The 21,268-nt window shown below is 62.9% G+C and carries 21 protein-coding genes and 1 pseudogene; 10 read left to right on the top strand and 12 right to left on the bottom strand.

Annotation, left to right across the window (positions count from 1 at the left end):
- Positions 1-178: 178 nt before the first annotated feature.
- The 4 genes from G9X64_RS23135 to G9X64_RS23120 all read right to left on the bottom strand — a co-directional run bounded on the left by G9X64_RS23135 (position 179) and on the right by G9X64_RS23120 (position 3,670).
- Positions 179-2,011, bottom strand: coding sequence for a methyl-accepting chemotaxis protein (locus tag G9X64_RS23135; protein WP_171377443.1), 1,833 nt, complete (start codon positions 2,009-2,011; stop codon positions 179-181).
- 233 nt (positions 2,012-2,244) lie between these two features.
- The gene (locus tag G9X64_RS23130) at positions 2,245-2,688 is read right to left on the bottom strand and encodes a hypothetical protein (RefSeq protein ID WP_168310962.1); all 444 of its coding nucleotides are present in this window, start codon (positions 2,686-2,688) and stop codon (positions 2,245-2,247) included.
- Between the two features lie 9 nt (positions 2,689-2,697).
- The gene (locus G9X64_RS23125; RefSeq protein WP_168310961.1) at positions 2,698-3,048 is read right to left on the bottom strand and encodes a hypothetical protein; all 351 of its coding nucleotides are present in this window, start codon (positions 3,046-3,048) and stop codon (positions 2,698-2,700) included.
- Positions 3,049-3,100: 52 nt separating this feature from the next.
- Positions 3,101-3,670 carry a hypothetical protein gene (locus G9X64_RS23120; protein WP_151343363.1) on the bottom strand — a complete coding sequence of 190 codons (570 nt, stop codon included), beginning with the start codon at positions 3,668-3,670 and terminating at the stop codon, positions 3,101-3,103.
- Between the two features lie 425 nt (positions 3,671-4,095).
- Between G9X64_RS23120 and G9X64_RS23115 the strand changes: the two genes are divergently transcribed.
- Positions 4,096-4,527: a hypothetical protein gene (locus G9X64_RS23115; protein ID WP_246271011.1), complete on the top strand. Its 432-nt coding sequence runs from the start codon at positions 4,096-4,098 to the stop codon at positions 4,525-4,527.
- A 45-nt stretch (positions 4,528-4,572) separates the two neighbouring features.
- Here the strand turns inward: G9X64_RS23115 and G9X64_RS23110 are convergent, their stop codons facing one another.
- Positions 4,573-5,259, bottom strand: coding sequence for an ArsR/SmtB family transcription factor (locus G9X64_RS23110; protein ID WP_168310958.1), 687 nt, complete (start codon positions 5,257-5,259; stop codon positions 4,573-4,575).
- A gap of 71 nt (positions 5,260-5,330) precedes the next feature.
- On the opposite strand from G9X64_RS23110, the gene G9X64_RS23105 reads away from it, so the two are divergent.
- From G9X64_RS23105 to G9X64_RS23095, 3 genes are all read left to right on the top strand, one after another.
- Positions 5,331-5,660 (top strand): NIPSNAP family protein, encoded by a 330-nt coding sequence (locus tag G9X64_RS23105; protein ID WP_168310957.1) that lies wholly within the window; start codon positions 5,331-5,333, stop codon positions 5,658-5,660.
- Positions 5,657-6,007, top strand: coding sequence for an antibiotic biosynthesis monooxygenase family protein (locus G9X64_RS23100; protein WP_163875602.1), 351 nt, complete (start codon positions 5,657-5,659; stop codon positions 6,005-6,007). Before G9X64_RS23105 ends, G9X64_RS23100 begins: the two co-directional genes overlap by 4 nt.
- 142 nt (positions 6,008-6,149) lie before the next feature.
- Positions 6,150-7,316 (top strand): site-specific DNA-methyltransferase, encoded by a 1,167-nt coding sequence (locus tag G9X64_RS23095; RefSeq protein WP_168310956.1) that lies wholly within the window; start codon positions 6,150-6,152, stop codon positions 7,314-7,316.
- A gap of 168 nt (positions 7,317-7,484) precedes the next feature.
- Here G9X64_RS23095 and G9X64_RS23090 read toward each other — a convergent pair whose 3' ends face one another.
- The 3 genes from G9X64_RS23090 to mutY are packed head-to-tail and all read right to left on the bottom strand — an operon-like array spanning position 7,485 to position 9,576.
- On the bottom strand, positions 7,485-7,850 hold the full coding sequence (locus G9X64_RS23090; RefSeq protein WP_171377442.1) for a nuclear transport factor 2 family protein: 366 nt from the start codon (positions 7,848-7,850) through the stop codon (positions 7,485-7,487).
- Between the two features lie 5 nt (positions 7,851-7,855).
- Complete coding sequence (locus tag G9X64_RS23085) at positions 7,856-8,470, bottom strand: HAD family hydrolase (protein WP_168270430.1); 615 nt, start codon at positions 8,468-8,470, stop codon at positions 7,856-7,858.
- Positions 8,471-8,472: 2 nt separating this feature from the next.
- Positions 8,473-9,576, bottom strand: a complete 1,104-nt coding sequence (gene mutY, locus G9X64_RS23080; RefSeq protein WP_168310954.1) for an A/G-specific adenine glycosylase — start codon at positions 9,574-9,576, stop codon at positions 8,473-8,475.
- 108 nt (positions 9,577-9,684) lie between these two features.
- Here mutY and G9X64_RS23075 point away from each other — a divergent pair, with 108 nt between their 5' ends.
- The 5 genes and pseudogenes from G9X64_RS23075 to ppdK all read left to right on the top strand — a co-directional run bounded on the left by G9X64_RS23075 (position 9,685) and on the right by ppdK (position 18,958).
- Positions 9,685-10,182, top strand: a complete 498-nt coding sequence (locus G9X64_RS23075) for a DUF721 domain-containing protein (protein WP_171377441.1) — start codon at positions 9,685-9,687, stop codon at positions 10,180-10,182.
- Positions 10,182-10,367, top strand: a pseudogene (locus tag G9X64_RS37150) (hypothetical protein); the annotation flags it as partial. The gene G9X64_RS23075 and the pseudogene G9X64_RS37150, both read left to right, overlap by 1 nt.
- A gap of 542 nt (positions 10,368-10,909) precedes the next feature.
- Positions 10,910-11,680, top strand: a complete 771-nt coding sequence (locus tag G9X64_RS23065) for a DsbA family protein (RefSeq protein WP_376766409.1) — start codon at positions 10,910-10,912, stop codon at positions 11,678-11,680.
- A gap of 96 nt (positions 11,681-11,776) precedes the next feature.
- Entirely contained in the window at positions 11,777-15,238 is a 3,462-nt protein-coding gene (locus G9X64_RS23060; RefSeq protein ID WP_171377440.1) for a chromosome segregation SMC family protein, read from the top strand.
- Positions 15,239-16,228: 990 nt separating this feature from the next.
- Positions 16,229-18,958, top strand: a complete 2,730-nt coding sequence (ppdK, locus tag G9X64_RS23055) for a pyruvate, phosphate dikinase (protein WP_171377439.1) — start codon at positions 16,229-16,231, stop codon at positions 18,956-18,958.
- Here the strand turns inward: ppdK and G9X64_RS23050 are convergent.
- Together G9X64_RS23050 and G9X64_RS23045 are read right to left on the bottom strand one after the other, a co-directional pair.
- Entirely contained in the window at positions 18,952-19,230 is a 279-nt protein-coding gene (locus G9X64_RS23050; protein ID WP_171377438.1) for a hypothetical protein, read from the bottom strand. The two genes, ppdK and G9X64_RS23050, sit on opposite strands and share 7 nt — an antisense overlap.
- A gap of 381 nt (positions 19,231-19,611) precedes the next feature.
- On the bottom strand, positions 19,612-19,809 hold the full coding sequence (locus tag G9X64_RS23045; protein ID WP_003546062.1) for a hypothetical protein: 198 nt from the start codon (positions 19,807-19,809) through the stop codon (positions 19,612-19,614).
- 144 nt (positions 19,810-19,953) lie between these two features.
- Here G9X64_RS23045 and G9X64_RS23040 point away from each other — a divergent pair, with 144 nt between their 5' ends.
- Positions 19,954-20,199 carry a hypothetical protein gene (locus G9X64_RS23040; RefSeq protein WP_171377516.1) on the top strand — a complete coding sequence of 82 codons (246 nt, stop codon included), beginning with the start codon at positions 19,954-19,956 and terminating at the stop codon, positions 20,197-20,199.
- 15 nt (positions 20,200-20,214) lie between these two features.
- On the opposite strand, the gene G9X64_RS23035 is transcribed toward G9X64_RS23040, so the two are convergent.
- Positions 20,215-20,607, bottom strand: a complete 393-nt coding sequence (locus G9X64_RS23035; RefSeq protein ID WP_168310949.1) for a hypothetical protein — start codon at positions 20,605-20,607, stop codon at positions 20,215-20,217.
- A 273-nt stretch (positions 20,608-20,880) separates the two neighbouring features.
- A complete protein-coding gene (locus tag G9X64_RS37145; RefSeq protein WP_312864130.1) occupies positions 20,881-21,102 on the bottom strand; it encodes a hypothetical protein in 222 nt (73 codons plus the stop codon).
- Between the last annotated feature and the right edge of the window lie 166 nt (positions 21,103-21,268).

Raw genomic sequence — 21,268 nt, 5'->3', positions numbered from 1 at the left:
CTGGGCTGGAAGTCTGGGTCTTGTCCGGGAATGCTGCGGCTTTACACGATGCCCGGCCAAAGCTCAACCTGATCTCAAGCATGGCTGCGATGCGGCAAGCGACCGGCTCCGGCGTCGCTGCCGGACCGGTCGTGTCGGCTTGGCTTGGGAATGAAGCATGGCGATGAGATAGCAGCCGTCAGGCCGCCAGCTGCCCACCCCGGCGTCCAGCTGCAGATGGCGTCGAAGCGGTCGCACGAAGCCTGAACCGGGAAACGAGTTCACGCAGCTTGGCAGCTTCCTCGGCGAGATGACCGGATGCCGCTGTCGATTGCTCCACCATTGCCGCGTTCTGCTGGGTCACCTGATCCATGGAATTGACTGCAGTATTGACTTCGGCAAGGCCGGTCGACTGCTCTTTTGCCGATACGGCGATTGCATCCATGTGCTGGTTGATGCGGGCAATCTGTTCGCTGATCGCCTTCAGAACCTGGCTGGTGTCGAGAACCAGCTTGACGCCGCTTTCCACTTCCACCGAGGATTTCTGGATGTGGCCCTTGATTTCCTTGGCCGCCTGAGCCGACCGCTGGGCAAGCTCGCGGACTTCCTGAGCGACGACGGCGAAACCCTTGCCCGCGTCGCCGGCGCGCGCCGCTTCGACGCCGGCGTTCAGCGCCAGCAGATTGGTCTGGAAGGCGATCTCGTCGATCACGCCGATAATGCTGGAGATCTGCTGCGACGAGGCCTCGATGCGGCGCATGGCCTCTTCGGCATGCGAGACGACCTCGGAGGACTTGGCGGCATTGCGGTTTGCATCGGTTGCTTCAGTGCGCGCCTCGTCGGTCCGCTTGCTCGAATTCGAGACATTGGCGGTGATCTGATCGAGCGCTGCGGCCGTTTCTTCGAGAGAGGCCGCCTGCTGTTCGGTTCGTTTCGACAGATCGCCGGCCCCGGATGCGATTTCCCTGGTGCCTTCGTCGATCGCGGCAATGGCGGCCGCGATGGCGCTGAGCGTCTGATCGAGCTGCCGGATCGACATGTTGAAATCATGCCGGAGGCTCTCAAAGTCGGGGGCGAAGGGTTCGTCGATCTGGAAGGCGAGATCGCCGGACGCAAGCCTCTTCAGGCCTGCGGCGAGGCCTGATGTCGCCACCCGCAGCCGTTCGGCTGCATCTTCGTCAGCCTGCTTTCGGGCCGTGACCCGCTCGGTTTCACCCTGCAATCGGGCGGCCTCGGCATCTTTTTCGAGTTGCTTGTTGGCAATCGCCGCCTGGCGGAAGACTTCGACGGCCGATGCCATCGTCCCGATTTCATCGGTGCGGCCAATCCCGGTGCAGGCAATCGCCGTGTCACCGCCGGCGAGCCTTTGCATATCGCCGGAAAGCGAAAGGATCGGCTTGGTGACGGTCTTGCGGGTGAGGAAATAGAGACCAAAGGCGAAGAGCGCGGCCGAAGCCAAAAGGGCTTCCAGAACAATATCGACCGACGCCTTTATATCAGAGCTGCGATTGGAAATTTCCTCGGATGCAGCGGTGATCTGATCGCCGGCCTGTTCCATCGCCGCTTCCAGCGTCGAGAACTGCGCCATGAACTCCGGCAATGCCTTCAAAGCTGCCGTGGGGTCCTTCCCAGCAAGTTCGACGATCTCAGTTGCGCTTGCGATATAGGCAAGCAGGGGACGTTCGACGCTGGCAAGGATCGTTTTCGTTTTGTCGTCGGCGGCAAGAGCCTTGTTGGCGTCAAGCATCTCGCGGAACGACGCCTCATGCTCCGCCAGATCGGCCTTCACCGCGGCAGCGTCTATGGCTGCTGCCGGATTGGACGCCAGCAATGATGCGAGCGCATCCGAGCGCAGCGCGTCATGCATCATGTCGGCCTGCATGTGGTTGCGCAGAATTTGGGCCGACCGGGCAACCTCGGCGTTGTTTTCCGAAAGGATCGACGCGGACCAGATGCCGACACCCGTGGCGCCACCCGCCAGTGCAAAAATCGCGATGCTCGCAATGATGATCTTATGCTGGATCGACGCCATGACAGGGCTCTCTCGTTAATTCAGAAGGTGAGAGTAGCCGAATATGCTTAATTATTTTCTTAGCGCCATGTCGGTTAGCGCCGCAAAAACAATAGGTTGCAGCGTATATTTCAATTTCGATGAAAGGTTGAGCCACTTCGAGCGTAGAGCGGATGACCGGTGCGGCACATCGAGCGCCGGAAAATGCAACAACGGTGGGGCTCTCCCTTGTGCCAAGGGCGAGCCCCATCCAACTATTGCTCCGGCAGGATGATCTTCTGATTTGTGGTATTCTTGACCGGCTTCTCGCCAGGGACATGAGACATCGTGCGGGTCGTGCTATCCAGCGTGCTGCCGTCGGTGCTGGTCTTTGTGCGAGATTTGCTGAACGTCCCCTTGTCAACAGCCTGAGCCTTCGTCTGCGCCTTCAGCTTGTCGCCACTGTCGTTGACGTGGGTCTTGCTTTGCGCCTTTCCATCGGTGGTGGCTGCACTTCCCCCCGATCCGATCGAAGAGGTCGTGCCGTCATCGGTCCGGCAGGTGCCCGCCGTTCCGAGCGAGCTTGCGGATGTGCCTCCTGCCGAAGCGCTTCCGCCTGTTCCAACCGTTCCGGCCGCATTGCACTCCTCTGCAAGAACGGCAGAGCTCGAGGCGAGCAGTGCGATCGAGGCGGCCGCGATAAGGTTGATAGGTTTCATTGCCATCTCCTACTTCTTGGGTTTCGTTATCGAGCAGGTTCCGTCGGACCGTTTGGTGATCACGGTCCCGTCAGGTCGGGTGATGCTTGCCGTCGAAAAACTGTCGACGCTTCCCGATCCGGCCGATGATCCGGCAGAGGCGGACGACGAAGAGGTGCCGGCCGACCCGCCGCCGGTCGTGGTCGTTGACGAAACCTGGCCGTTGCCGGCCGTCACCGTGGTGGACATGTCCCCCTGCGACGACCGCGACTCGACAACGGTGCATGTCGTTCCGTCGTCGAGCTTGATCTCCTCGGACATTGCCTGTCCGGCGATCAGGGCGAGTGAAGCGCCCAGTGCGATTGTGGAAAAGTTTGCCATTGGTTTATCTCCGGGGGCTTGGCCGACGCCATCAAGGCGCCGGCCGACATCGTCAGCAGCCTTCTGTGCCGGCGGCGTCCTTCTTGACCTGTCCGGGTGCACAGCCCTTCTTGCCCTTGTTGTCAGAGCTTCCTGCGGCGCTGCCGCCGGTGCCGACAGTGCTGCCGGTCTTGTCTCCGTCCGCAGACGAAGCACCAGTCCCGACGCTGGAGGCCGAGTTCGCGTCGCCCGAACCTGCAGCGGAGCCGCCGGTACCGACCGAGCTGCTGGACGTGCCGCCGCCGGCCGACGAACCGCCGGTGCCAAGCGTCGAAGCAGACCCCGAGCCGGAGCCCGAGCCCGCAGCAGAGCCGCCGGTGCCGACCGTGCTGCTCGAAGTGCCGCCACCGGCCGATGAGCCGCCCGTGCCGACCGTCGAGGACGTGCCGGATTTGCAGTTGGTCGAACCAGCCGGGCAGTCGCCCCCGGCAGAGCTGCCACCAGTACCGATCGTGCTGCTCGCAGTTCCGCCGCCGGCCGACGAACCGCCTGTGCCCACGGTGCTAGACGATTGCGCGAAGCCGGAAACAGCCGTGCCTGCCAAAAGGGCGGCCGCCAAGGCCAGATGTGTTGCCTTCATCATGGTGTATTCCTCCGTTTGTTTCTACATGCCGTCGCATCCGGAATGGATGGATAGCTGCCTGACAAACTTCGGTTTCGACCCACTGTTCCTGCCTTAGGTACTCAGTCGGATATCCCTCGGACCTTGGTCCGACCTCCGTCATGGTTGACGTTCGAGCGTTCTGGGAGGGTTTCATGAGCCGGCCGACGGGTCGGAAAACCTCAATCTCGGCGGCTCCGAAGGCGCCGAAGAAGGCCTGGCGGCAGGCGACGTCATCGCTGGCCGGTGGAGCGACGCCCATCAATTCCGCGTCATGTGGGGAGAACCGCAGCCGCAGGCCTACCTTTGGCAATCTCATGCACTAGATGGCGATCGGGAGGAGAACGCCACCGCCGCTATTGGGAAGAGAAGCGGCATGCCAAAGAATGAATGAAGAGGAAGACTGCATGACGATCGAGGACATTATCGAAACCCTGGAAAAGACTGACATGCCCGACAGCCGGATCGACGCCTTCATCACCTGTGCCTTTCTGTTGAAGCAACTCCGGCCGGCCGAGCCCAACGATTTCGACGGTCCTCACGATTACCTGCCGAGCAGTATCAAGTCAGAGCACGGCTTCCTGATGGCGCGGCCCTTCACACACGACGTCAATCACGCCATCGATCTGTGCCGGGAAGTCCGGCCGGATGCGGTTTGGCACCTTGCCCGCGGTCGCCAGACAGCGGATGACTCGCTTTACGGTGCGCAGTTGCGCGAGGTCAGGGAGAGCGAAAGCGTGCTTGGCGAGGCCGAGAGCAATCACGCGGCGCTGGCCCTTACGCTTGCGGCGCTGCGGGCGCATGTGCGGCAGGAAGATGAAAAGAGGGCAGGGGCATGAAGCACCCGGATACTGTCTTGGAACCTCTTGCGGATCGGCAATAACCTACGGATCGACCGGAAAAAGCTTCAGAAACTGCCGGTCGCCTTCCGGAGAGAAGTTGATCGAGCGGCTTTCGGCCGTGCGCCGCGCCCAGCCCTTGTCGAGGAAGCTTGAAAGCAGGGCCTTGCCGAGGCTGCCGGCGAGGTGGGCGCGTCTTTCGCTCCAGTCGAGGCAGGAGCGGCAGAGCGGGCGGCGCGAGGATCTGAGGTCGCCGACATTAATGCCGATGCGTTTGAGGTCGCTTTCGCCCTTTTCCGTCAGCGCCAGGCCGTCTCCGACCGCATCGATCGAGCCGGAGGCAATCAGGCTGTCGAGCATGCGCACGCCGTAATCGCCGGCAAGATGATCGTAGCAGATGCGCGCCTTGCGCAGCGCCGGCTCCTTCGGTCCCGGCTGGTGGCGCAGATGGCCGCGCCCGGCGGCAAAGCCCATCATGCTTTCGATCAACCGGGCGACGGCCTCGTCAGCCAGCGTGAAATAGCGGTGGCGCCCTTGCTTGCGCTGGGCAAGCAGCCCGCCGGCTTCGAGCTTGGCGAGATGCGTGCTCGCCGTCTGCACGGTGATGCCGCCGACGCCGGCAAGCTCGGTCGCCGTCAGCGCCCGGCCGCCGGTCAGCGCCGCCAGCATGTTGGCGCGGGCGGGATCGCCGATGAGCGCGCCGATCTGCGCAATGTCAGGACCTTCTTTCATAGTTCGATCGTAACCGAAGCATCGCCGTCAGGCAATGTGCGAAAACGGGTGAAGAGTTAAAGGAGAAACCCATGATCACCTGCTTCATCCGTTACGAGATCGACCCCTTCAAGAAGGAGGCGTTTGCCGAATATGCCCGCAACTGGGGTCGGGCGATTCCGAAGAATGGCGCCGATCTGATCGGCTATTTCGGTCCGCATGAGGGATCGGCAACGACGGCCTACGGCGTCTACAATATCGAAAGCCTCGCCGCCTACGAAGCCTATCGCGCCAGGCTGGCCGCCGACCCGCTCGGCCGTGAGAATTATGAATTTGCCAGACGCGAAGGCTTCATCCTGAAGGAAGATCGCATCTTCCTCAAAAATGTCTCCGCCCCTCACGCCAAGCTGGTATTGCCATGATCGCCGTCATCTTCGAAGTCGTGCCCTATATGGGCGAACGCCACAAATATCTGGATCTCGCCGGCGAGCTGCGCACTGAGCTCGAAACGATCGACGGCTTCATTTCGATCGAGCGTTTCGAGAGCCTGACGAACCGCGGCAAGCTGCTGTCGCTCTCCTTCTTCCGCGACGAGGCGGCGGTGAAGGAATGGCGCAATCTCGAAGCGCACCGGGCCGCCCAGCAAGCCGGCCGCGGCGGCATCTTCGCCGATTACCGCCTGCGGATCGCCAGTGTCGTCCGCGATTACGGCATGTTCGAACGCGACGAGGCGCCGGCCGACAGCCGCAGGGTTCACGACGCCGCCTGATCGCCGGCGTCGGCAAAGTCTGCCGCTCACTCATCGGTCGGCCGAATAAATTCCCGAAATCGGCCACCGCTTCAGGCTTTGGTAACTAAGTTGCGTAACCATAACGGACAGTTAAGCGTAGAGCGTATGAGTGAGTATTTAAATGGCATCAGTTTTTCCGCTTGCCGACCTCAAGGCTTCCGTCAAGCCGGATTCCCGGCCCGGATCCCGGTCGGATTCTTCGCCGGCTTCTTGGGTCGACACGATCATCAAGGGCGATTGCGTCAGCGCCCTTGAAGCTTTGCCCAGCCACTCCGTCGACATCATCTTTGCCGACCCGCCGTATAATCTCCAGCTCGGCGGAACGCTGCATCGTCCTGACCAATCGCTGGTCGATGCGGTCGACGACGAATGGGACCAGTTCGCCTCCTTCGAGGCCTATGACGCCTTCACCCGCGCCTGGCTGCTCGCCTGCAGGCGGGTGCTGAAGCCAACTGGTTCGATCTGGGTGATCGGCTCCTACCACAATATCTTCCGTGTCGGCGCCACGCTGCAGGATCTGAATTTCTGGATCCTCAACGACATCATCTGGCGCAAGACCAACCCGATGCCGAATTTCAAGGGCCGCCGTTTTCAGAACGCCCATGAGACGATGATCTGGGCAAGCCCCAGCGCCAAGGCCAAGGGCTATACCTTCAATTACGATGCGCTGAAGGCCGCCAATGACGACGTGCAGATGCGCTCCGACTGGCTGTTCCCGATCTGCAACGGAGCCGAGCGGCTGAAGGGCGAGGACGGCAAGAAGGCGCATCCGACGCAGAAGCCGGAAGCGCTGCTCGCCCGTGTCATCATGGCCTCGACCAAGCCCGGCGATATCGTCCTCGATCCCTTCTTCGGGTCGGGAACGACGGGTGCGGTCGCCAAGCGCCTCGGCCGCCACTTCGTCGGCATCGAGCGCGAACAGGATTATATCGATGCGGCCTCGGCCCGCATCGCCGCCGTCGAGCCGCTCGGCAAGGCGGAACTGACTGTTATGACCGGCAAGAAGGCCGAAGTCCGCGTCGCCTTCAACGTGCTGGTCGAAAGCCGCCTGATCAAGCCCGGCCAAGTGCTGACCGACGCCAAGCGCCGCTATAGCGCGATTGTCCGCGCCGACGGCACCGTGGCTTCAGGCGGCGAGGCCGGCTCCATTCATCGTCTCGGCGCCAAGGTGCAGGGTCTCGATGCATGCAACGGATGGACCTTCTGGCATTTCGAAGACGGGCAGTCCCTGCGCCCGATCGACGATCTCAGGTCCGTCATCCGCAGTGATCTGGCAAAGGCGGAGTGAGCAGCGCCTCTACGGATCGAAACGACCTTCTTCCGATTTCCCTCCAGTTGCGGAAGAAGACCAAGGCGCCCGGGGTCTACCCCCCGGGCGTCCTCTTTTTGTTTTTGCGCAATCCGGACGCAAAACGCTCTACACTTTTGCTGGAATTGCTCCAGTCAGAACTCCTGATCAGAACTCCTGGTAATCGGTGACATCGACCCGTGTGACGCGGCCTTCCGCGTTGAAGGTGATTGTCTCCTCGCCCTCGCGGACCAGCGGCTTGCCCGTCTTGCTGTGGGTGGCGCGCACCGACCAGACCGATCGGCCTGAGAGCGGCGTCAATGTTTCCACCAGCGAATTTTCTGCCGTCTGGTCGGGATAGTCGTCGAAATAACGCCGGAAGGCGGCCATGATCTCAGTCCGGCCGGTGAGATCGCCGACGCCGTTCGAGACATAGGTCGCATCCTCGGCGAAATAGGCTTCGATCGCCGGAAAATCGAGGGCGTTGATGGCGGCGTGGAAGAGTTCGATTTGCTTTGCCGGGTCGAAAGCCATGGGTCTCAGACCTTCACCCCATAGCCGGCGAGATCGCTGCGCAATTTGTCGGCGCCCGAAAACAGCACCGCATTCCAGCCGAACGCCTTGGCGCCTTCGACATTGACCGGCGCGTCGTCGATGAAGATCGTCGCAGCGGGATCGAGGCCGAAACTTTTCGTGTGCGTCTCGTAGATCGCGATATCAGGCTTGATCAGGCCGACATCGCCGGAAACGGTGACGCCGCGCGGTTTGGTCAGGAAGGGGAAGCGCGCCTGCGCCTCGCGGAAGGTATCGGAGGCGAAGTTGGTGAGCATCGTCACGTCGCGCCCCTCGGCGATCAGCCCTTCCATGATCGCGACGCTGTCGTCATAGGCGTGCGGCACCATCTCATGCCAATATTTGCGGAAGGCGCGGATATGCTCCTCGCGGGCTGGGTGCTGTTTTATCAGCAGCGCTTCGGCCTCCGCCCAGGTGCGGCCGCGGTCCTGCTCGATGTTCCAGTCATGGGTGCAGATATTGGCGAAGAACCAGTTGCGCTCGGTCTCATCGGGAATGAGGCGGCTGAAAGGAAGATGCGGATCATAATGAATAAGGACTTTGCCGATGTCGAAAACGATATGTCTTATGTCGGTGGTCATGGTCATACCTTGGATGTTTTAAACGCGAGAGGAATAGCCGCTGCGATCGCTTTTTTCATGATTGTTGGTAAGGCCTGGGCTTCAAGATTTGTAACCGGCTCCCACCATCCGTCATTCGGCCCGTCATCCATGGTGACTTTGGTTGCGATGGCCGCACGCCAGATCGAAAGCCTGAGCTCGAAATGGGTGAAGACATGGGTGACGGTGCCGGAGGCCTGCCATGCCGCTTCGAAGGGCGCGGCGGCAGCCGAGGTCTCGCCATCGATGCGCGCCGTCCACGCTGTCGTCGGCACCTCGGTCATGCCGCCGAGCAGGCCGCTGTCGATGCGCCGCCTGAGCAGGATCTCGCCATCACCCGTGACCGCGATGAAGGCCGCGCCGTATCGGACCGGCTTCTCCTTCTTCGCCGCCTTGACCGGAAAGAGCTCCGGATCGGAGAGTTTCAGCGCCTCGCAGGCACCTCGGAACGGACAGAGCGAACAGGCCGGCCGCTTCGGCGTGCAGATCGTCGCCCCGAGATCCATCATCGCCTGGGCGAAATCGCCGGGCCGTGTCGCCGGCGTCAGTAGCGCCACCTTCTCCCTCATCGCCGGCTTTGCGGCCGGAAGCGGTGTTTCGATGGCATAGAGCCTGGAGATCACCCGCTCAACATTGCCGTCCATGACAGCCGCCTGCCGGTTGAAGGCGATGGCCGCGACGGCGGCTGCGGTATAGTCGCCGATGCCGGGCAGGGATTTGAGGCCCTCTTCAGTATCGGGAAAGATGCCGCCATGCTCTGTCGCCACCGCTTCGGCGCATTTTTTCAGGTTGCGGGCCCGCGCATAATAACCAAGCCCAGCCCAGGCGGCCATCACCGCATCGGTCTCCGCCGCGGCAAGGTCGGTCACCTCGGGCCAACGCTGCAGAAACTTTTCGAAATAGGGTTTGACCGCCTGCACCGTCGTCTGCTGCAGCATCACCTCGGACAGCCAGACGCGATAGGGGTCGGGTTTGACGCCGCGGGCCGCCATCCCGGGCGAAACGCGCCAGGGCAGGTCGCGGTGATGGCGATCGTACCAGTCGAGCAGGGGCTTTGCTGAGGGCGTGTCGAGTGTGGTGATCGTCATGATTTGCCGCGATGGGGGGAAGTGCCTATACTTGGCGAAGCAATGCCGCGCGATCAAGTCGCCTGTGCGAGTTGGCATGCGAATTGGCGGCGTCGCTGAAGGGTTTCGATGAGTTATCCACGCAAAGGTGCAAAGCAGATTTCCGAGCTGGCGAACGGGCTGATCGATCCCGTGCTTGCCAAGCGGGCCGGCATCAACACGGCTCTGCTCGGCTCGTGGAGCGAAATTGCCGGCGAGGATTTCGCCGATTGCACCCGGCCGGAAAAGATCGCCTGGGCCTGCGGCGGCGATGAGACCGGCGGCTTTCGGCCCGGCGTGCTGACGATTGCCTGCGAAGGCGCGCGTGCACTTTTCCTCACCCATGCGCAGGGCGAACTCATCCAGCGCATCAACAGCTTCTTCGGCTTTGCCGCCGTCCACCAGATCCGCATCGTCCAGAAGCCGGTCTCACAAGCCATCCGCCGCTCCCGCACCCCGCCGCCGCTGAAGGGCGAAGCCGCCCGCAAGCTCGAAGGCATGATGGAGGGCATCGAGAACGACAAGCTGCGCCAGGCAATCCAGCGCTTGGGGACCGCGGTGATGGGGAAGGGAGGGAAACAACGCTGATGAGCAAAACGCCCAACTTGACCGGCAACACCAAGACCGGCGGCCTGACTCAAGCCAGCGCCGAAAAGATCAGTGCGGTTGACGGCATGGTCCTTAGCCCGCGCATGCGCAAGCTCCTCGCCGAGACCACGGATCAGCCGGCCGAAGAACGTCGCCAGGCGATCCGCGCGCAGTTTGCCCGGAAAGAAGGTGCGACCGACGAAATCGGGCGTCGAAAAATCCGCGAGGCGATCGATGATCCGGGTTCTGATATCGATGCCGATATGGCCTTCGAGCGGCTCGAACGTCGGCATGCCGAGCGAATAAAGGCTGAGGGCGGTGGCGCTTAGCCCTGTCGGCCTCGGCCCAGGGAGATTGCCGAGGCCAGCCCCTCATCCGCCTGCCGGCACCTTCTCCCCGTAAACGGGGCGAAGGAACATGACGCGACCTCTCCATTCCTCACCAACCTCTCGTGGGGCACGTCCCCTCGCCCCGTTTACGGGGAGAGGGCTAGGGTAAGGGGCAGCCATAGGCACGAACCGGGCAGCAGTGGTTTCGAACTGCAAACCACCGTTGTTCGGATGAAGAGACGGGGGCGGTATGAATTCCTGCAATTTTTGGTCTAGTCGTCTTCCCGCGGTCACAATTCTTTGAAGGAAGTTGGCCAAGCGTGCCTTGTGAGTGGCCGCCAGCCGTTATATCGCACAGTCACGCCGTCAATCTCATTAGTTATGGGGAATCCATGCAGATGTCCGAAATGCAACTGACGAAACGCCGCCTGCTCAGCGGTATCGCCATCGCCGCAGCTGCCGTAGCGCTTGTCGCCTGCAACGACAGCAAGGACGCTGCCGATGCTTCGTCCTCCGGCAAGACCATGGCTGATGGCACCAATGTCGACACCATGCAGACGGCGGCCACCGCGGCGACCGAAATGCCGGAGTCCGACGGCGATGTCGACATGGCCGAAGTGCTGAAGCCCGGCGTGCTGCCGGAAATGGCGCTCGGCAAGGCCGATGCCCCGGTCAAGATCGTCGAATACATGTCGATGACCTGCCCGCATTGCGCCCATTTCCACAACACCACCTTCGACACGATCAAGCAGAAATATGTCGACAGCGGCAAGGTGCAGTTCATCATCCGCGAATTCCCCTTCGACCCGCGCGCCGCCGCCGCCTTCATGCTCGCCCGCTGCAATTCTTCCAATCCGGAGCAGTTGAGCACGCCGGAACAGTATTTCCCGATGGTTTCGATGCTCTTCAAGCAGCAGCAGGTCTGGGCCGCCGCCGATGATGGCCGCGCCGCACTGCTGCAGATGTCGAAGCTTGCCGGATTTACTGAGGATAGCTTCACGAAATGCTTGACGAACCAGAAGCTTCTGGATGAAGTGAACGCCACGCGGGAAAGAGGTTCCAAGGATTTTGGCGTCAACGCCACCCCGACTTTCCTGATCAATGGCAAGCGCTACTCTGGAGACATGCCGGTTGACACCTTGTCGAAGCTCATCGACAGCCTGCTCTGAACCGGATCGTTTCGATAGAACGGGCGACGGCGAAAGCCGTGCGCCCGTTTTTTTGTGGCTGCGTGACAAGCCCGTCCCGCGCCCCGGAGCTTCTGCATGAAGTTCAACAAGCTGCGCCTGGTCGGCTTCAAATCCTTCATCGAGCCGACGGAATTCATCATCGAGCGGGGACTGACCGGCGTTGTCGGGCCGAACGGCTGCGGCAAGTCGAACCTTGTCGAGGCGCTGCGCTGGGTGATGGGCGAAAATTCCTACAAGAATATGCGCGCCTCCGGCATGGACGACGTGATCTTTTCGGGGTCTGGCAACCGCCCGGCGCGCAACACCGCCGAAGTCGCGCTCTATCTCGACAATGCCGAGCGCACCGCGCCTGCCGCCTTCAACGACAGCGACGAGATCCAGGTCACCCGTCGCATCGAGCGTGAACAGGGCTCTCTCTATCGCATCAACGGCAAGGAAAGCCGCGCCAAGGACGTGCAGCTGCTGTTTGCCGATGCCTCGACCGGCGCGCGGTCGCCCTCGATGGTCGGGCAGGGGCGCATCGGCGAGCTGATCCAGGCCAAGCCGCAGGCCCGCCGCCAGCTGCTGGAAGAGGCGGCCGGCATATCCGGACTGCATTCCCGCCGCCACGAGGCCGAACTGCGGCTGCGCGCCGCCGAAGGCAATCTCGAGCGTCTCGACGACGTCACCTCGCAGCTCGAAAGCCAGATCGAGAGCCTGAAGCGCCAGGCCCGCCAGGCCAACCGCTTCAAGACGCTGTCTGCCGATATCCGCGCCCGCGAGGCGATGCTGCTGCATATCCGCTGGGTGCAGGCCAAGGAAGCCGAGGCCGAGGCCGACAGTGCCTTGAACCAGGCGACATCAGTCGTCGCCGAAAAGGCGCAGATGCAGATGGAGGCGGCAAAGAACCAGGGTATTGCCAGCCTGAAGCTGCCGGAACTGCGCGAGGGCGAGGCGCGTGCGGCCGCTGCCCTGCAGCGCCTGCAGATCGCCAGAAGCCAGCTGGAGGAAGATGCCGGCCGCATCCTGCGCCGCCGCGACGAGCTGACCCGCCGTCTCGCCCAGCTTGCCGAGGATATAAGCCGCGAGCAGCGGCTGGTGGCCGACAATGCTGTCATCCTGGCGAGGCTCGATGCCGAAGAGGCGGAGATTTCGGAAATCCTCGCCGATTCCGGCCGTTATGCCGAGGAAACCCGCGAGGCCTTCGAGGGCGCGGCGGCAAAACTGGCCGACAGCGAGCGCATCTTCACCCAGCTGACGGCCGAACGCGCCGAGGCGGCTGCCGGCCGCAACCAGCTGGAGCGCGCCATCCGCGATCTCGCGGACCGCCGGATGCGCCTCGAACGCCAGATGGATGAGGCAAACCAGGAACTCTCCGCCATCGGCGAAAAGATCGCCGGCCTGCCCGATCCCGACGAAAAACGCGCCATCGTCGAGGCCGGCGAGATCGCCGTCGCCGATGCGGAAGCCGCGGTCCAGGTGGTCGATCAGGCGTTGGCCGCCGCCCGCCAGACCGAGGCGCTGTCGCGTGCGCCGGTCGATCAGGCCCGCTCGAGCCTGAATGCGCTCGAAACCGAGGCCCGCACCATTTCCCGCATGCTCGCCGCCGGTGCGGCGGCCGGCAAATTTGCGCCGGTTGCCGATGAGCTGAAGGTCGATCGCGGCTTCGAAACCGCGCTCGGTGCCGCCCTCGGCGACGATCTGGAATCGCCGCTGGATGCGGAGGCGCCGGCCCATTGGTCCGACAATGGCGATGGTGCTGGCGATCCCGCGCTTCCCTCCGGTGTTGCGCCGCTGCTGGCCCATGTCCGCGCGCCGGCGGCACTGACCCGCCGCCTGCGCCAGATCGGCCTGGTCGCAGAGGGCGATGCGGAGCGGCTGATGGCGGCGCTGAAGCCCGGCCAGCGGCTGGTGACGAAAGAGGGGGCGGTCTATCGTTGGGACGGCCATGTCACCGGTGCCGACGCCCCGAGTGCGGCGGCACTGCGCCTTGCCCAGAAGAACCGCCTGGCCGAGCTCGAAGGCGAAGCCACTCTTGCCCGCGACGTGCTTGCCGAAGCCGAAGAGCGGCAGGCAGCCGCTGCCGAAGCGATCCGCGCCGAGGAGCGCCGGCTTGCCGAGGCGCGCGACATGAGCCGCCTGTCGGCGCGCCATTTGGCCGAAGCGCGCGATGCGCTTGCCGCCGCCGAGCGTGCCTCCGGCGATCTCATTCGCCGCCGCGATGTCGTCAGCGAGGCTGCCAGCCAGCTGCGCGCGCAGCTGGAAGAGATCGCCATCCAGGAAGAGAATGCCCGCATCGAGCTGGAGGACGCGCCCGATCTGACTGCGATCGACGAGCGGCTGCACTTCCAGCAGGCGGAAGTTGCGACCGATCGCGGCGCGCTGGCCGAAAGCCGCGCCCGCCATGAAAGCCTCGCCCGCGAAAACGAGGCCCGCCAGCGTCGCATTATCGCGATCGGCCAGGAGCGCGAGACCTGGCGCCAGCGGGCGGCAAGTGCCGAAGATCATGTCGCGACGCTGCGCGAGCGCGAGGAAGAGGCGCGGGACGAGGCAGCCGAGCTCGAACTGGCGCCGGATGAATTCGACGACAAGCGCCGCGCTTTGCTCAGCGAATTGCAGAAGGCCGAGGAGGCGCGCCGCCAGGCGAGCGACCTTCTGGCCGAGGCCGAACGCATCCAGCGCGAGGCCGACCAGAAGGCGACGACGGCGCTGTCCGAACTTGCCGAATGCCGTGAACGCCGCGGCCGCGCCGAGGAGCGCCTCGTCTCCGCCCGCGAGAAGCGGCAGGAAAGTGAAGGCCGCATCCGCGAGGTCCTGAACGTCGCGCCGCACGAGGCGCTGCAGCTGACCGGGCGCCCAACCATGCAGGCGCTTCCCGATCCGCGCGAAGTCGAGCGCGAGCTGGAACGCCTGAGGATCGAGCGCGAGCGGTTGGGCGCCGTCAACCTGCGCGCCGACGAGGAGCAGAAGGAACTGAGCGAGAAGCTCGAAGCGCTGATCAAGGAGCGCGACGATGTCATCGATGCGATCCGCAAGCTGCGCGGCGCCATCCAGAGCCTCAACCGCGAGGGCCGTGAGAGGCTGATCGCCGCCTTCGACATCGTCAACGCCCAGTTCCAGCGGCTGTTCACCCATCTGTTCGGCGGCGGCACTGCCGAGCTGCAGCTGATCGAATCCGACGATCCTCTGGAAGCCGGCCTCGAAATCCTCGCCCGCCCGCCCGGCAAGAAGCCGCAGACGATGACGCTGCTCTCCGGCGGCGAACAGGCGCTGACGGCAATGGCGCTGATCTTTGCGGTGTTCCTCACCAATCCGGCGCCCATCTGCGTGCTCGACGAAGTGGACGCACCGCTCGACGACCACAATGTCGAGCGCTACTGCAACCTGATGGACGAAATGGCGGCTTCCACCGAAACCCGCTTCGTCATCATCACCCACAATCCGATCACCATGGCCCGCATGAACCGCCTGTTCGGCGTCACCATGGCCGAGCAGGGCGTCTCCCAGCTCGTCTCCGTCGACCTGCAAATGGCCGAGCGCCTGCGCGAGATTGCCTGAGGTTTTGTGAGGAGAGCCTTTGCGGTGGCTCTTGGCGTTAGGGAAGGGCGATATTTCTTATTGTCGCGCCCCGGCAGTGCTCGCGGTGTGGATCCTCGGGTCAAGCCCGAGGATGACGGAGGATGGGGAACCTGCTGACCAAGACAATGCTCCGGGCGTCTCCCCTTTTGCCATCGCGCCCTCCCGTCTCCGTCATGCTCAGGCTTGACCCCGAGCATCCATGGACCCGCCGAGCGAGCGCAGACGCAATTTCAGCAAAGGTGCGGCGCGGTTTTGCGTCCAGAAATTGCGTAAAATCAAGGACCAAGCAATAAACACCAAAAAAGGTCGGCTCTCTTGCCGTCTGTACCCCATTTGGGTGATGCTCTTTTCGCTGACTTGCATTAGAAGTTGTTTCAACGCAACCTAATTACTCTGCTCGAAAACGGGCGATCAAAGGTTGCGCATTGTCGAATTTGCGTGCGGTTTTCCGGGCGAGGGCAAGAACCGGAAACCGAGAGCAAATCTTGGGAAGTAGCGATCTATTTTCCCAGGAATTGCGTAAGACGAGGTCAGAACGGTTCTGTTTTACAGAGAAGCTGAGCCGTTCCTGGGTTGAGGGACCCCCCGTCCGGTTTTCCTGGCCGGACGGAAACAAGGCTTTGCGGGACTTTGTTGCAGTCCCGCAAAGCTTTTTTTGTGCCTTGTTTTCTGTTTGGGCACCTTTCAACCGTTTCGACGCCGCCCGCGGCCAAGATTTATTGTGCAACGCAACATTCTGCCGCATTTGTCGATTTTCATTTCAACTCCAAGGGATTAAGCTAATCCCTAAGTTTGTTGACAGACGTCGCTCTCTACTCGGCGTCATCCTCGGCCTTGTGCCGAGGATCTGCTGCGCATCAACCGGTAGCAGATGCTGGGGCACAAGCCCGAGCATGACGAAAGAGAAGGTCGCAGCGTTGTCGGCAGTCTGAGGGATCAAGCTGATCCCTTTGCGATGTTGGGGGGAAGATGACCAAGTGGGTCTATAGGTTCGGCGACGGGCAGGCTGAGGGCCGGGCGCGCGATCACGAGATTCTGGGCGGCAAGGGCGCCAATCTCGCGGAAATGTGCGCCCTGGGACTGCCGGTGCCGCCGGGGCTGACGATCGTCAGCGATGCCTGCAACACCTATTACAAGAACGGCCGCCATATCGAGGATGCGGTGAAGGCGGAGGTGCGCGCCGGCATATCGGCGATCGAGGCGATCACCGGCCGCCGCTTCGGTTCGGTCAGCCAGCCGCTGCTGCTCTCGGTGCGCTCCGGCGCCCGCGTCTCGATGCCGGGCATGATGGACACCGTGCTCAATCTCGGCCTCAACGACGAGACGGTGCAGGCGCTCGGCCACGATGCCGGCGATGCGCGTTTTGCCTGGGACAGCTACCGCCGCTTCATCCAGATGTATGCCGATGTCGTCATGGGTCTCGGCAACGACGCCTTCGAGGAGATCCTGGAAGACGAGAAGGCCAAGCTCGGCCATGAATTCGATACCGAACTCAGCGCCTCGGAATGGCAGCATATCGTCTCGCTCTACAAGAAGCTGATCGAGGAGGAGCTGGAGCAGGAATTCCCGCAGGATCCGGAAGTCCAGCTCTGGGGTGCGGTGGGTGCGGTCTTTTCCAGCTGGATGAGCGCGCGTGCCGTCACCTACCGCCAGCTCCACAATATTCCGGCAGGCTGGGGCACGGCGATCAACATCCAGGCGATGGTCTTCGGCAATCTCGGCAATGCGTCCGCCACCGGCGTTGCCTTTACCCGCAACCCCTCGACCGGCGAGAAGGCGCTTTACGGCGAATTCCTGGTCAATGCCCAGGGCGAGGATGTCGTGGCCGGCATCCGCACGCCGCAAAGCATCACCGAGGAGGGGCGGATTTCCTCCGGCTCCGAAAAACCCTCGATGGAAAAGCTGATGCCGGAGGCTTTTCGCGAGCTCTGCCGCATCTGCACCGAGCTCGAGATCCATTACCGCGACATGCAGGATATCGAATTCACCATCGAGCGCGGCAGGCTCTGGATGCTGCAGACCCGCTCAGCCAAGCGCTCGACCCGGGCGGCAATGAAGATCGCCGTCGACATGGTCGATGAGGGAGTGATCACCGAGGATGAGGCGGTGCTGCGCATCGAGCCTTCGAGCCTCGACCAGCTGCTGCATCCGACAATCGATCCGCGCGTCACCCGCCAGGTGATCGGCAGCGGGCTGCCGGCCTCGCCCGGCGCAGCCACCGGCGCCATCGTCTTCACGGCGGAAGAGGCCGTCGAGGCGGAGGCCGAAGGCCGCAAGGTCATTCTGCTGAGGGTCGAGACCAGCCCGGAGGACATTCACGGCATGCATGCCGCCGAAGGCATTCTCACCACCCGCGGCGGCATGACCAGCCATGCGGCGGTCGTTGCCCGCGGCATGGGCATCCCCTGCGTCGTCGGCGCCGGCACCATGCGCATCGATCAACGCAACGAGCGGCTGCTCGGCGTCGGCGTGACGCTCAAAAAGGGCGATATCATCACCATCGACGGCTCGGCCGGCCAGGTGCTGAAGGGCGAGGTGCCGATGACCCAGCCGGCGCTGTCGGGCGATTTCGGCCGTATCATGGGCTGGGCCGACCGCGCCCGGCGCATGACGGTGCGCACCAATGCCGATACGCCGGCCGATGCGCGCGCCGCCCGCTCCTTCGGCGCCGAAGGCATCGGCCTTTGCCGCACCGAACACATGTTCTTCGAGGGCGAGCGCATCCATGTGATGCGCGAGATGATCCTGGCTGTGGATGAGAAGGGCAGGCGAGTGGCGCTCGACAAGCTGCTGCCGATGCAGCGGCTGGATTTCACCGGCCTCTTCACCGTCATGCACGGCCTGCCGGTGACGATCCGCCTGCTCGATCCGCCGCTGCACGAATTCCTGCCGAAGACCGACGATGAGGTGGCCGAAGTCGCCTTCGCCATGGGCATGGAGGCATCCGTGCTTCGCCAGCGCGTCGATGCGCTGCACGAGTTCAACCCGATGCTCGGCCATCGCGGCTGCCGGCTGGCGATCTCCTATCCCGAAATCGTCGAGATGCAGGCCCGCGCCATCTTCGAGGCGGCGATTGCCGCGGCCCAGGAGACCGGGGCTGCTGTCGTGCCGGAGATCATGGTGCCGCTCGTTGGCCTGCGTTCAGAGCTCGATTACGTCAAGGCGCGCATCGACGAGGTCGCCGGCGACGTGATGAGCGAGGCCGGCATGAAGATCGATTATCTCGTTGGCACGATGATCGAGCTGCCACGCGCGGCCCTTCGCGCCCATGTGATTGCCGAAGCCGCCGAATTCTTCTCCTTCGGCACCAACGACCTGACGCAGACCACCTTCGGCATCTCGCGCGACGACGCCTCGGCCTTCATCCCCACCTATCAGCGCAAGGGCATCATCGAGCACGATCCCTTCATCTCGCTCGATTTCGATGGTGTCGGCGAATTGATCAGCATCGCCGCCGAACGCGGCCGGCGCACCCGCAACGACATGAAGCTCGGCATCTGCGGCGAACATGGCGGCGACCCGGCCTCGATCCGCTTCTGCGAAACGATCGGCCTCGATTATGTCTCCTGCTCGCCCTTCCGCGTGCCGATCGCGAGACTGGCGGCAGCGCAGGCGGTGATTGCAGGCGGGCTGGAAGAAATCCGGCGCGGTCCGAAAGACCTGCGGGGGAGTGTAGGGCAGGCCGCCCGCGGTCAGTGACGATACCGCCAGCGATCGCGGTAGATATAAGGCCCGTTCAGATCCCAGGCCATGCGGTTCATCATCTCGGCACTTTGCGCCCGCGATTCGGCGCGCCGGTCGAGATCGATGCGCTGCAGGCAGGTGGCAAACCCATCCGTGCCGCGCCGGAAACCATAGCTCAGGCACCGCTGCTCGTCCGCCGCCCGCCGCTCCTCCGGCGTCATCGTCTGGCAGGCCGAGAGCCCGGCGACGATCGTGGTTATGACGGTGATGAGGAGGGGAATACGCATTGTTTTATTCCTTCAGGCATGCTCGCTCCGAGCAAAGGCCATTCGGGCGAGGGCGTCAAGCTGCTGCTGTCTCACCTGCCCCTTATCCGGCTGCCACGGGGGGAGGCGCCCTTTGGTGTAGGAAGCGTTGGCCGCCTGCCGATCTCCCTCCTTGTGGGGGAGATGCCCGGCAGGGCAGAGGGGGGTCCACGTCCTCGGAGCGCACCGAGCTGTTACCCGCTCTGAGCCTGGCCGACCTAACGGCGACAGCCGCGCGCCGTTTTTTGTGCGGCGTAGCGGCGAGGAGCACCCCCCTCTGTCCTGCCGGACATCTCCCCTACAAGGGGGGCAGATTGGCCGAGAGGCAGCCGTCGGCGCCAACCAGTGCCGTCAAATCGGACCTCACGCCGCCCCAGCCGGATCACCAATCGGCAGCAGTGCCGGATTGAGCGGCGGATCCTGTGGGTTCTTCGTATCGGCCGGGTCCTGCGCCGGTGTCAGCGGCGGTTTTTGCTGGATGGGGTCGGGAATGCCGGGCGTCGGCGTCGGGCCGCGCGGTGTATCGGCATTGGGTGTCGGGATCGGGTCTCTGTTCGGCATGAGTGCCTCCTTTTTCAAAAAGGAACGGCAGGCTCAGCACTTGGTTCCACTTTCGCCGGCCAACCTTTCTATGCATGAGGGCCATTCCTATGTATGAGGAAAAGCATGGCCGCTCCAGGAGCGGCCGGAAACCTTGGAACGAGCATGGCCCTTCGCGATCGATTTTCGAAAAAACTGAACTGTCCGCAATGCGGCAATGAGGGCTTTGCCGAGGCCTCGGAAGTTGATGATCCCAAGCGCAAGCATCCGGATTTCAAGGTCGATCAGCTGCCGCGCGGTTTTGCCGTGCAGCGGCCTTCCAACCATCAGGAAAATTTCGTCATCAAGTGCGAATGCGGACGCAAGTTCCCCTTCCGCAGCGTTGCGGAAGCCGCGGCCGAGCGCCGCTGACATCATGATCTAGAATTAGATCCGCTCCAACAGTTCGATGAAGGCATCGGCAAAACGCACCAGCGGCGCGGTCTCTTCATCGGGCGCCTGCATGCGGATTTCGGTGCCGTTGCCGTCGAGCAGCGCCAGCACGACGCGCATCTCCTGGCCATCGCCCGGAATGCGCAGCACGGCGATGCGGCGGCAATCGTCGATAAGGCCGCCGGCCGGCAGGTCGAACAGCAGTTCGCCGCCGGAGCGTGCCGCCGCCTGGCGCACGGCCTCGCAGAAGCCGGCATCACCGCCGGCATAACCTTCGAGCGAAAGTTCGAGCTCGAGCAGCTCCAAAGGCAGCATTGGTTCGGACTGGTGGTCGATCCCGCCAAGCGCAGACGCCTGCGGCCTTGCTGCCGTTTCGGGTAAAATCATCCCGTCTCTCCTCTGCATCTGGAGATGAAACCGCGGCAGAATGGCCTTTTTTTGACATATCAGCAAGGGCTTATGAAGAAGCCGCCGTTTCGCCATGACCATCGCCGTGAATTCCAACGCAATGCCTCAGACAATAGTTTCAATTTAGCCGAATCTTGCCCCAGTCCGGATGATTTTAGGCCGGGCCGGCCTAGAGCCTTTCCGGGTTAGATTGCAGCATTCTGCCGGAGCAGGTTTTCGTCAGGGCAAAGGCGATTGGCGACGGGCATACCCCTAGGTACGTCCGAGCCGATCGCCTTTGATCCTGGCGGAAAGATGCGCGGCCCACCGGCCGCACCGCTTCGCCATGCGAAGCGACAAGTGCGTCCGGCGATTCTTAAGTCTTGCAGATTTGCCAGGCAAATCTGCGGGAGGGTTGGCTGAAACGGGCCGGCTGATCGACCGGCCGGCTTGGCCGCAGAGCCGGGCTACGACACGCGCCGGCCGGTCGACCATCCGACTCCGTTTGAGCCAACAGAATGCTGCAATCTAACCCGGAAAGGCTCTAAATCTGAATCCGGATCTAAATCAAAGAATAGAGCATGATGTCGTCCGAAAACCGCTTCACACTTTTCGGCATCATGCTCTAAACAGGGTTGAGGCGATTTGCGTGGTCGAACGC

It is taken from the genome of Rhizobium sophorae (assembly GCF_013087515.1).
Classification (GTDB): domain Bacteria; phylum Pseudomonadota; class Alphaproteobacteria; order Rhizobiales; family Rhizobiaceae; genus Rhizobium; species Rhizobium sophorae.
The sequence above is the reverse complement of the archived record's forward strand: the minus strand, read 5'-3'. Positions and strand labels throughout refer to the sequence as shown.

Excerpts from the sequence above, each read along its gene's own strand:
- G9X64_RS23105 (WP_168310957.1), top strand. The coding sequence starts at position 5,331 with ATGATCACCTGCTTCATCCGTTACGAGATCGACCCCTTCAAGAAGGAG.
- G9X64_RS23050 (WP_171377438.1), bottom strand. The coding sequence starts at position 19,230 with ATGCGTATTCCCCTCCTCATCACCGTCATAACCACGATCGTCGCCGGG.
- G9X64_RS23125 (WP_168310961.1), bottom strand. The coding sequence starts at position 3,048 with ATGGCAAACTTTTCCACAATCGCACTGGGCGCTTCACTCGCCCTGATC.
- G9X64_RS37145 (WP_312864130.1), bottom strand. The coding sequence starts at position 21,102 with ATGGTCGACCGGCCGGCGCGTGTCGTAGCCCGGCTCTGCGGCCAAGCC.
- G9X64_RS23100 (WP_163875602.1), top strand. The coding sequence starts at position 5,657 with ATGATCGCCGTCATCTTCGAAGTCGTGCCCTATATGGGCGAACGCCAC.
- G9X64_RS23130 (WP_168310962.1), bottom strand. The coding sequence starts at position 2,688 with ATGAAACCTATCAACCTTATCGCGGCCGCCTCGATCGCACTGCTCGCC.
- G9X64_RS23110 (WP_168310958.1), bottom strand. The coding sequence starts at position 5,259 with ATGAAAGAAGGTCCTGACATTGCGCAGATCGGCGCGCTCATCGGCGAT.
- G9X64_RS23085 (WP_168270430.1), bottom strand. The coding sequence starts at position 8,470 with ATGACCACCGACATAAGACATATCGTTTTCGACATCGGCAAAGTCCTT.
- G9X64_RS23135 (WP_171377443.1), bottom strand. The coding sequence starts at position 2,011 with ATGGCGTCGATCCAGCATAAGATCATCATTGCGAGCATCGCGATTTTT.
- mutY (WP_168310954.1), bottom strand. The coding sequence starts at position 9,576 with ATGACGATCACCACACTCGACACGCCCTCAGCAAAGCCCCTGCTCGAC.
- G9X64_RS23060 (WP_171377440.1), top strand. The coding sequence starts at position 11,777 with ATGAAGTTCAACAAGCTGCGCCTGGTCGGCTTCAAATCCTTCATCGAG.
- G9X64_RS23035 (WP_168310949.1), bottom strand. The coding sequence starts at position 20,607 with ATGATTTTACCCGAAACGGCAGCAAGGCCGCAGGCGTCTGCGCTTGGC.
- G9X64_RS23045 (WP_003546062.1), bottom strand. The coding sequence starts at position 19,809 with ATGCCGAACAGAGACCCGATCCCGACACCCAATGCCGATACACCGCGC.
- G9X64_RS23095 (WP_168310956.1), top strand. The coding sequence starts at position 6,150 with ATGGCATCAGTTTTTCCGCTTGCCGACCTCAAGGCTTCCGTCAAGCCG.
- G9X64_RS23120 (WP_151343363.1), bottom strand. The coding sequence starts at position 3,670 with ATGATGAAGGCAACACATCTGGCCTTGGCGGCCGCCCTTTTGGCAGGC.
- ppdK (WP_171377439.1), top strand. The coding sequence starts at position 16,229 with ATGACCAAGTGGGTCTATAGGTTCGGCGACGGGCAGGCTGAGGGCCGG.
- G9X64_RS23065 (WP_376766409.1), top strand. The coding sequence starts at position 10,910 with ATGTCCGAAATGCAACTGACGAAACGCCGCCTGCTCAGCGGTATCGCC.
- G9X64_RS23090 (WP_171377442.1), bottom strand. The coding sequence starts at position 7,850 with ATGGCTTTCGACCCGGCAAAGCAAATCGAACTCTTCCACGCCGCCATC.
- G9X64_RS23115 (WP_246271011.1), top strand. The coding sequence starts at position 4,096 with ATGACGATCGAGGACATTATCGAAACCCTGGAAAAGACTGACATGCCC.
- G9X64_RS23040 (WP_171377516.1), top strand. The coding sequence starts at position 19,954 with ATGGCCCTTCGCGATCGATTTTCGAAAAAACTGAACTGTCCGCAATGC.
- G9X64_RS23075 (WP_171377441.1), top strand. The coding sequence starts at position 9,685 with ATGAGTTATCCACGCAAAGGTGCAAAGCAGATTTCCGAGCTGGCGAAC.